Here is an 8,971-nt window from a genome sequence, read left to right on the forward strand (position 1 = left end):
GAACCATGACTCTCGCTTCCCGCCCTTCACTCAGAACGAATAAAGCAACCCGACTGAAAAATCGGTGGAATGGTCTTTAAATACGATACTGCTCTCGCGGACGTTTTTACCGAGTTTAGTGTAGCTGACGTCAGCATAGCTCCACCAGTTCTTATTGAAAATATGTGTCCATGTCAGGCGGGTATCTACGCTGTATAATCCCGATCCTGCTTTATATTTCGCATACCCCGAATGCGCACTCTGTGTCTCGGATATTCCGTAGAAGGTATTATTCGATCGGGTATCACCAAAGTTTGCATTAGAACCAATAACCAACGTATCACTGTCATTGGACCATATGTTGTAATTTATTCCCGCACGATATTTAACCCCCTGACTGTCGGTTAATGGCGCGGTTAAATTCGCTTCAATAGAGAATTGGTTACCGTAACTCCAACCCAGCGTGGTCGATGAAGTTAATGCTCCTTTTATCGACCCCATTCCTTTGAGTTTTGCTGAGCCTTCTTTCCAGCTTGAATTTTTATCACTACGTCCGGATGAATATCCCAGCGCCTGTGAAAAATAAAATCCATCCGTAAGTTCAAACATCATCCCCAGCCCTTCGGCATCATCCAGGAAAATGTTATTGTACTGAAAATGAAAGAAAGGCGACGGAGTGAAGGTTCTGTCATCAGAACCGCTGTATTTCCCGGCGCTGACAAAGCCTAAACCAACTGTACTTACATGGTGTTCATTTTCAGCTGCACTAACCAATCCTGAAAAAAACACGCCTGTAAAAACACCCGCAGTGGATAAGCATTTAAAATTCATCTTCTTCATTCCCCAAATATATCTTATACTTCCTGAAACAAAGATTATTACTTGACCCAGTCAAGATACTGACAACTCACCATCAAGGTTTTATCAAGATGAAAAAAGTGTTAATCGTAGAAGATGACCTGGATGCAGCAAATGTACTTGAAGCCTATCTAAAAAGGGATCAATTCCACACGATGATAGCCAGTGATGGACAACGAGGATATGACCTTATCCTGAGTTGGAAACCGGACCTGATTCTTCTTGACGTAATGCTGCCAAATAAGAGCGGCACCGAAGTTTTATTGGATATCAGAAGAAAGAGCGACGTCCCAATCATTATGATCACCGCGATTGGTGAAGGCAGTGATAAAATCAGTGCGTTAAGATTTGGTGCTGATGATTATATCGTCAAACCTTACAATCCCGGAGAAGTGGTTGCCCGGATCCATGCCGTTTTACGACGGAGTTCAGCTGTAAAAATAGTAAAGGAACTGCAGTTTGAAAATATTCATGCCGACACCGATGCATTCAGAGCCTACGTCGCAATCGAAGGGAGGAATAATCATCTGGAATTGACACCAACAGAGATGAAGCTTTTGTTTACCTTCATGGCTCATCCTTTTAAGGCCTTTAGTCGCCAGTCGCTTCTTGAAGCCTGTGACCCGGAAAGTGATGCTCTGGAACGAGTAGTAGACACTCATGTCTACAATTTAAGAAAAAAACTGGATCTCGCCGGAAAAAAAGGAATGATTACTAACATTAGAGGCATTGGTTACAGGTTTAGCGACAAATGAAATTTCGAAATTATTTATTTTCAAAAAATAAAAAAAACACTATCACTCTTTGGCGCTGGATCTGCACCAGACTGCTTTCACTGGCGATAGGCGCTATCCTTATAATCACCTCCATTATTTGGTTAAGATATTACATTCCTTCCGTATTAATGAAAAACAAAATACCAGAGAGTGAGCGGAATGAACTTAATTTCTTGATTAAAGACCCTACGATCGACATAAATCGCTATCATGAAATTATTGACAAATGGTACGGGCTAGAATTTTCCAATCCAGATTTTGAATTTTCCGACTGGGCTCTGGTGATCTCTCTCGTCATGGCTTCTATCCCAGTCATCATTTTCATCACGCTAAGAGCTGTCAGACCCTTATCAAAACATATTTCTCATCTGGCCGAGGTGGCACGCGCGGTTGCTAAAGGCAATTTTGGCGTTAAGGTGGAAACGCCGGGATCGGTACCCATCGAACTCAACCGATTGACTGAAGACTTAAATCTCATGTCGGCGCAGCTCGCTCGTTATGATAAAGAATTAAAAGCGTCACATGTTGCCATTGCGCATGAGCTGCGTTCCCCCCTTACCGCGGCTATAGGTCGACTACAGGGGCTGATTGATGGCGTCTTCAGTCCCGATGCGGATCAGCATTTAATGGTCATGCGGCAGTTACAGCACCTTAACCATTTGGTTGAAGATCTTCATCTCCTGTCACTGGCGCGGGCAGGCGAGCTGTATCTCAATTATCAAAAAATTGCCATCAACGACGTGGTTCGAGAGAAAGTGTCATGGCTCAAGCCGAAACTACTGGAACTGGGTGTGGAGGTGAATATTTATGGTGAAAAAGAGTTGATGTGCTATGCCGATCATTTCAGGGTAGGCCAGGTCATCTCTATTTTACTGGATAATGCGTTAAGATATGCCGCAGAGGGAAAAATAATAGACCTTACCCTCTTGAATGTAGACAACAATATCCTCGTGAATGTCAGGGATTATGGCAATGGTGTGTCTGATCCCTTTTTAGAAGAAATGTTTTTACGATTCTCTCGCGCCGAAACGTCCAGATCAAGAAACTCCGGGGGCTCAGGATTGGGATTATCGATTGCGGATGCTATCTGCCATGCTCATCATGGCTCAATTTCAGTCAAAAAAAATGAGGATGGTGGACTGACATTTACCGTTTCCCTCCCTAAGGATAATGACGCCAATAAATAATCCTGCCCCAGGTTAACCTGGTATATACAGGTTAACCCTTTAAATAAGAGAATTAAATCACCACCTTTCCGGTCTTCATGACGTTAGCCCACCTTCGTTTGTAATCCCACTCGGCTTCAAGAGAACCAATTGAAAAATGCATAATTTTATTCCTTTCTTCAGCATAACGTTTTGCAGACTCAATATTTTTCCACATCAGTAAACTTCCCGTACTCAATGCCGAATGCTTCGGATTAACGCCACCATTCGGAACATCGAAATATATCATGCCCGAACTTTCTGCACTAAAAACAAGATCGAAGGCGGAGGGCTCCTCCCCAACAAAAAGTACATAGCCAAACATAAGATGCCGAAGAGAGGTTATTGTGTCCTTCAGTTCCTCTCTGCCATAGCATCTCACCTTATTTTTAAATCTGTCATTGAATAGTTTGATATAGATATCTACCAGTTCTTCAGCGGTAAACTGAACCTGATCAATACATATCCCACCTGCCGCAAGAAACTTCCGATACTCATTTCGCCGATTTTTATGCGTTCGGCTAGAAAATGATTCCTTTACCAAACAAATGGTCTTTTTTCGGGCCAGTGTGTAATTGACATTTAACAGACACTCTTTCATCAGAGGCGATATCCGATTACCTGATTCCGGCAGAAGAAATCGTTTTGTTTTATCTAATGGGAAAAGGACTTCATCATAAGAAAAGGGATAGCGGGACCACAGGTTAACGCCGATATCTTTATCATCAACGACCGGATAGGCTGCTACAACGTTTCCCTTCACCCTCTTATGATAATACGCCAGTTTCTTACCTGTTTTTTGCGTTGCATAATCCAGGACGTCAGGGTGAACGTTAACGCTGCCGCCGAACATCTCATAACACGCGCGATATATTTCTGCACTGCACGTCGACCAGCCATATAAACGTCGTTTAAGATTAATCATGAAATTAACACTCTTTAAAAAATCAGAGTGTATAATCATTATGTCAACACAAGGTCAAGGCCGCATTAAGGAATACAGTTCTTACCTTCTCTTCTTATTAACCTATCGAAAGCATCAAAACCAAACCCTCTCATCTTGATAATGTCTTGATAAATCCCCGAATCAGAATTAACAGACTTATGAAATCCTGTTCAGATACTTGAATTCAATACTTCATGATGAAACAGAAGAATTGAAAATCTCCTGAATTTTAATTTTCATGACTGATGACAACCTCATCGAATCATAAAGGAATATTATGTCCCATCAAGATGATGTAATAATGCTTCCCCTGCCCTTATCGCCATGGAAACTCTGTTTGTCGCTTTTTCAGGGAAAACATATCCCCCATGAACTCTGGAATTCGAAAAAATTCCGTCACAAGTTTTTAGCGCGCAGTCTGCTTATGCCGTTTACGACGCATAAACTGTTAAAACTGCTTACCGGGCATCCCAGCTACGAGAAACTCCTGCTTGCTCAGCCGCGCCTGCCGTGCAGACTACATCGCCCTTATCTGACCAGCATCCTCAGTCGACAGGATGGGTTGGAGGCGATTTTGTACCATTACACCGTTATGCAGACGGTTGTCACTCCCGATGTTTTTAACCGGCATCTTGATAACTCGCTGTGTATCGCAGAATTTGAAACGAAATACGCAGAATCGTTTCGTCTTAACTTTGTCTCCACGCACAAATTAGACCGAGAAGGCGAATCCAGTCTTATTCTTAGCGATGGCGCGGGTGATTTGCTGTGCTCCGTCACCTTCACGCTGATTGAGTGTGACGGCGTAAGAGGGATGATGGTGGGAGGCTTACAGGGTCCCAATGGTGAAAGCGCTCAGGAAAGGATCCAGCGCGCGACTAAAAATCTTCACGGCATGTTTCCCAAAAGGCTGGTTTTCGAGTTCCTACTGTCTATCGCGCAACGCTTTAAGGTGAAGACAGTACTGGCCGTATCTAACAGAACGCATGTTTATCAGTCACTGAGATACAGGAACCGTAAAAAACACATGCATGCAGACTATGATGAATTCTGGGAAACATCAGGCGGCTACCCATCATTTGATGATTATTATTTGCTCCCTACCAGCACTCACAGAAAGGCACTTGAAGATATACCGAGCAAAAAAAGGTCCGAATACCGCAAACGCTATCAGCTACTGGATGACATTTCTGCCCAGATCGATCGGCAACTTTCCAGTAACCGCTGCATCTGAGCAGCTAAGGGGATTTGAGCAAAACCGGTCGCTGCAAACATCGCTTCAAATGGCTGCACGGTTGAAGGCGTTGGGGCGGCTTGCTGCACTGGCGCAAGTATGTCCCTATAGCCTGACGCACGGACAACAACCACCGAATTCAATCTGTAAACTTAGTACACTTCACAAAACCACGTTACGGACTCAGTCTGTAGAGCCAGATTTCCCACAGCCATCTCCGATATCAAAGGGACGGGGGGAGACTGCGCTAAGCCGGGCGTAACGCGCCACGGACGGCGCGTTCCGAGGCACGCAGGGATGCGGGTTTTGCCGCTCCGGCGTGCGCAGTCTCCCCCCGGCCCTGACCACGATCGCCCGGGCGACCTTCGCACAGCCATCACCGGTCTGGCCCCGATCGCCCAGCCAACCTGCCAACGATCCGACCAGCCGACCAGCCGACCAGCCGACCAGCCGACCAGTTATGCTACCGTCGCCCCCGGCCGCCAGCTCATCGCCTGCTGCTGCAGCCCCCACATCTCGGCATACAGCCCGTCCGCCGCCATCAGCTGCTGATGATCCCCCTGCTCCACAATCCGCCCGTCATTCATCACCACAATCCGGTCGGCATAGCGCACCGAAGAGAGTTTATGGGCAATCACTAGAACCGTTTTCCCGGCGGTCAGCGACTGCATCGCCAGCTGGATATCGCGCTCATTTTCCGGGTCCAGCGACGCGCTGGCCTCGTCCAGAATAATCAGCGGCGCATCCTTCAGCAGCGCGCGGGCAATCGACAGCCGCTGTAGCTCGCCGCCCGAAAGATGCACCCCGCCCGCGCCCACCAGCGTATCCATCCCGTCGGGCAGACTGTCGATCAGCGGCAGCAGCCGCGCGGCTTCGCACACCCGCCGCAGAGCCTGCAAACCCGCATCCGGCTGCGCCACCCGCAGGTTATTGGCGATGGTATCGTTCAGCACGTAGCTCTGCTGAAACACCACGCTGATATACGACTGCCAGTGGCTGGCGTCCATCTTCGCGGTATCAATCCGCTGCGAATCGCTGCCGACCCAGATAGTGCCGCCCTCCAGCGCCCAGAAGCGGGCAATCAGCGATGCCAGAGTTGATTTCCCCGATCCGGACGGCCCGACCAGCGCGGTCACCTGCTGTGCCTCAATGGTCAGATTCAGCCGCTCGAACAGAGCCGGTTTCTCAGGATAAGCAAAGCTGACGTTCTCCAGCCGAATGCGCAGCCGGTCGGGATCGCGCATCTCATTGCCCTGCGGCAGCTCCGGCAGATCGAACACTGTGGCAATGCGCCCGGCGGCCAGACCAAAGTAGTTCAGCTCGGCGAGGAACATCGAAATATTCAGCAGCGGACGGAAGAAGCGCACGGCGGCGATCAGGAACATCAGCACCTCGGCCATCGGCAGGGTCTGCCCCAGCCAGGCCCAGCTGACCGCCGCCAGCAGCACGATAAATCCGCACTCCACCAGCAGATTAAAGCTGTAAACCGGCCAGGCGCTGGCCTTCTCGGCGATCAACGACTGCCGCCAGGTCGTCTCCAGCACCTTATCCAGTCGGCCAAACGCCTGCCCGGTCATCCGGCTGGCCTTCAACTCTTTAATGCCGTCGATATACTCCATCAGCGCGTCGTTCAGGCGGAACATCAGCGCCTGCATCTGCGCCGTCCAGCGGCGCGCGTAGCGGCGGGTCAGCAGGAAAGCCGCCACCGCCAGCGGCAGGGTCGACAGCATCGCCAGCCCCATCCGCCAGTCCTTAAACAGCAGGCCCAGCGCGAAGAAGCACACCACGGAAACGCTGGCGATAAACGGCGCGTACAGATGGGTGAAGATCTTCTCGCTCATATCGATATCCTTCAGCAGCGTATTGTTCACGCTGCTCATATCGGTGCGATAAAAGAAGCCCATCGGCAGCCGCCGCAGATGCTCCCCCAGCGATTTGCGCAGCTGATACCCGGCGCGGAAGCCCATCAGCGACAGGTTGAAGTTAAGCACCCTTGCCAGCGCCACGCGCACCAGCATCAACAGCAGGCAGCCCGCCGCCAGCGTGAACTGCCAGCGCAAATCCGGCGCGCCTGAAAGCATGTCGAGCAGGATGTAAAACAGCAGCGCGTAAGGCACCGAGGCGAGAAACGCATCCAGCACCGTCAGCAGCACCATTTTGCGCAGGCCGCTAAGTGCGTTGCCGACCTGTTTCATCAGCTTGAAAATATCATTCATGCACCACCTCCGGCTGCCGTACCGGCAGATGCCATTCGCGCGCCTGCTGGTGCGCCTGCCACATATGCAGATACAGCGGGCAGGCCGCCAGCAGTTCAGCGTGCGGCCCTTCCGCCACGTTCGTTCCCTGGGACATCACCACAATCTTATCGACCTCGGTCAGCGTGTTCAGCCGGTGGGCAATCACCAGCACCGTTTTGCCCTGCATCAGCGCCGACAGGGCCTGCTGGATCAGCGCCTCGTTGCGCGCATCGGAAAACGCTGTCGCTTCATCGAGGATCAGGATCGGCGCATTTCTGGCGATGGCGCGGGCAATCGCCAGCCGCTGCGCCTGCCCGCCGCTGAGCATGCCGGGCCGTATCGGGGTGTGATAGCCCTGCGGCAGGGCGCGGATAAAGTCATCGGCGCAGGCCGCACACGCCGCCGCCCGGATCTGCGGCTCGCTCAGCGCGGTGTTGCCCATGCGGATATTGTTCTCCACCGTTTCTTCAAAGATAAACACGTCCTGGAATACCACGCTGACCAGCGACATCAGTTGCTCCAGCGGCATCGCGGTGATCGGCACGTCACCAATCAGCACCTCGCCGCGCTGATATTCGTACAGCCGGGGGATAAGTTGCGCTGCGGTGGTTTTCCCCGCGCCGCTGGGGCCAACGATAGCGGTGATCTGATGCTGATGAGCGGTAAAACTGAGGTTTTCCAGCGTCGCTTTCTGACTGTTGCCGTGGGCAAAACCGACCTGCTCGAAGCGGATATCGTAGTGCTTCAGCGTCGCCCACTGCCCGGCTTCCTGCTGCACGGGCATGGTGGCGAAGTCGCGAATGTTTTCCACCCCTTTCAGCAGCTCGCTGAACATCCCGGCAAACTGCAGCAGGTTAAACAGCGGCTCCATCAGCCCCACGCCAAGCAGCAGGAACATAAACAGCGTCGCCAGCGTCACCTCGCCCTGGGCGAACAGCCAGATCCCCACCGGCATCAGGCACAGCAGCCCGATGTCGATGCTGATTTTGAACAGCGCCATCGGTGTACGCGTGTCGCGCAGCCAGCCGCTGACCAGTTGATAGTGCTCATCCACCGCGCGGGCATAGCGGCGATGGGAGTCCACCGTCATATTGAAGGTTTTTACCAGCGGCATGCTTTTCACAAAGTCGGTGATGCTGGTATGCAGATCCGCCACCACCCGGTGATAGTCGCCGATGCGCCCGCTGAAGCCGCGAAAGATCCAGCACTGCATCAGGATCGCCACCGGCAGTGGGATCAGCGCCACCAGCGCCAGCCGCCAGTCAAAGAAAAACAGCAGCAGCGCGGCGGCGGGCGGGGTGATTATCGCCGCCGCCATATCCGGCAGATGGTGAGCGACAAAGGTTTCGATGCGGCCGATATCGTCGGAAATAATCTTCTTCAGCCGGGCGGAAGTATGCTGATGACAGACGCTGAGCGGCAGCCTGCCGACCCGTTCGATCACCCGGCGGCGCAGGTCGAACAGCAGCCGGAAGGCCGCCTGGTGCGACAGCAGGCCGGAGGTGAGCTGCAGGGCGATTTTCAGCGCCAGCGCCAGCGCCGCCAGCCCGACCCACTGCCACACCTGTCCGGCGGTCAGCGCGCGATCGCTGAGCATGCCGTCCACCAGCCGCCAGACCAGCACGTACGGCACCAGCGCCAGCAGCGAATAGCACACCGCCAGGCTCATCGACAGCGCCAGCCGCGCCCGCTGGGTGCTGACCAGCGCCATCAGCCAGCGAAAGGCGCTGCCGTTT

7 protein-coding genes are annotated in these 8,971 nt (G+C 51.8%); 3 read left to right on the forward strand and 4 right to left on the reverse strand.

Features of this window, described 5'->3' with window-relative positions; translation table 11 throughout:
- Positions 1-30 precede the first annotated feature (30 nt).
- A complete protein-coding gene (locus OMR58_RS11520) occupies positions 31-819 on the reverse strand; it encodes a MipA/OmpV family protein (RefSeq protein ID WP_264545974.1) in 789 nt (262 codons plus the stop codon).
- A gap of 89 nt (positions 820-908) precedes the next feature.
- On the opposite strand from OMR58_RS11520, the gene OMR58_RS11525 reads away from it, so the two are divergent.
- Together OMR58_RS11525 and OMR58_RS11530 are read left to right on the forward strand one after the other, a co-directional pair.
- Positions 909-1,592, forward strand: a complete 684-nt coding sequence (locus OMR58_RS11525; RefSeq protein ID WP_444861312.1) for a response regulator transcription factor — start codon at positions 909-911, stop codon at positions 1,590-1,592.
- A complete protein-coding gene (locus tag OMR58_RS11530) occupies positions 1,589-2,800 on the forward strand; it encodes a sensor histidine kinase (protein ID WP_264545975.1) in 1,212 nt (403 codons plus the stop codon). Before OMR58_RS11525 ends, OMR58_RS11530 begins: the two co-directional genes overlap by 4 nt.
- 52 nt (positions 2,801-2,852) lie before the next feature.
- Here the strand turns inward: OMR58_RS11530 and OMR58_RS11535 are convergent, their stop codons facing one another.
- Positions 2,853-3,743, reverse strand: coding sequence for a GNAT family N-acetyltransferase (locus OMR58_RS11535; protein ID WP_264545976.1), 891 nt, complete (start codon positions 3,741-3,743; stop codon positions 2,853-2,855).
- A 298-nt stretch (positions 3,744-4,041) separates the two neighbouring features.
- Between OMR58_RS11535 and OMR58_RS11540 the strand changes: the two genes are divergently transcribed.
- Positions 4,042-4,998: a VirK/YbjX family protein gene (locus OMR58_RS11540; protein WP_200560738.1), complete on the forward strand. Its 957-nt coding sequence runs from the start codon at positions 4,042-4,044 to the stop codon at positions 4,996-4,998.
- Positions 4,999-5,456: 458 nt separating this feature from the next.
- Here the strand turns inward: OMR58_RS11540 and OMR58_RS11545 are convergent, their stop codons facing one another.
- Positions 5,457-7,214, reverse strand: a complete 1,758-nt coding sequence (locus OMR58_RS11545) for an ABC transporter ATP-binding protein (protein ID WP_264545977.1) — start codon at positions 7,212-7,214, stop codon at positions 5,457-5,459.
- Positions 7,207-8,904 (reverse strand): ABC transporter ATP-binding protein, encoded by a 1,698-nt coding sequence (locus tag OMR58_RS11550; protein WP_347710570.1) that lies wholly within the window; start codon positions 8,902-8,904, stop codon positions 7,207-7,209. The genes OMR58_RS11545 and OMR58_RS11550 overlap by 8 nt, the downstream gene beginning before the upstream one ends.
- Positions 8,905-8,971: the final 67 nt, after the last annotated feature.

Origin of the sequence: Erwinia sp. INIA01, assembly GCF_025947915.1 — a bacterium.
Taxonomy (GTDB): Bacteria; Pseudomonadota; Gammaproteobacteria; order Enterobacterales; family Enterobacteriaceae; genus Erwinia; species Erwinia coffeiphila.

Bases quoted from the DNA above. Each gene is read 5' to 3' on its own strand.
- OMR58_RS11550 (WP_347710570.1), bottom strand. From the start codon at position 8,904: ATGAGCCTGGCGGTGTGCTATTCGCTGCTGGCGCTGGTGCCGTACGTG.
- OMR58_RS11525 (WP_444861312.1), top strand. From the start codon at position 909: ATGAAAAAAGTGTTAATCGTAGAAGATGACCTGGATGCAGCAAATGTA.
- OMR58_RS11520 (WP_264545974.1), bottom strand. From the start codon at position 819: ATGAAGAAGATGAATTTTAAATGCTTATCCACTGCGGGTGTTTTTACA.
- OMR58_RS11530 (WP_264545975.1), top strand. From the start codon at position 1,589: ATGAAATTTCGAAATTATTTATTTTCAAAAAATAAAAAAAACACTATC.
- OMR58_RS11540 (WP_200560738.1), top strand. From the start codon at position 4,042: ATGTCCCATCAAGATGATGTAATAATGCTTCCCCTGCCCTTATCGCCA.
- OMR58_RS11545 (WP_264545977.1), bottom strand. From the start codon at position 7,214: ATGAATGATATTTTCAAGCTGATGAAACAGGTCGGCAACGCACTTAGC.
- OMR58_RS11535 (WP_264545976.1), bottom strand. From the start codon at position 3,743: ATGATTAATCTTAAACGACGTTTATATGGCTGGTCGACGTGCAGTGCA.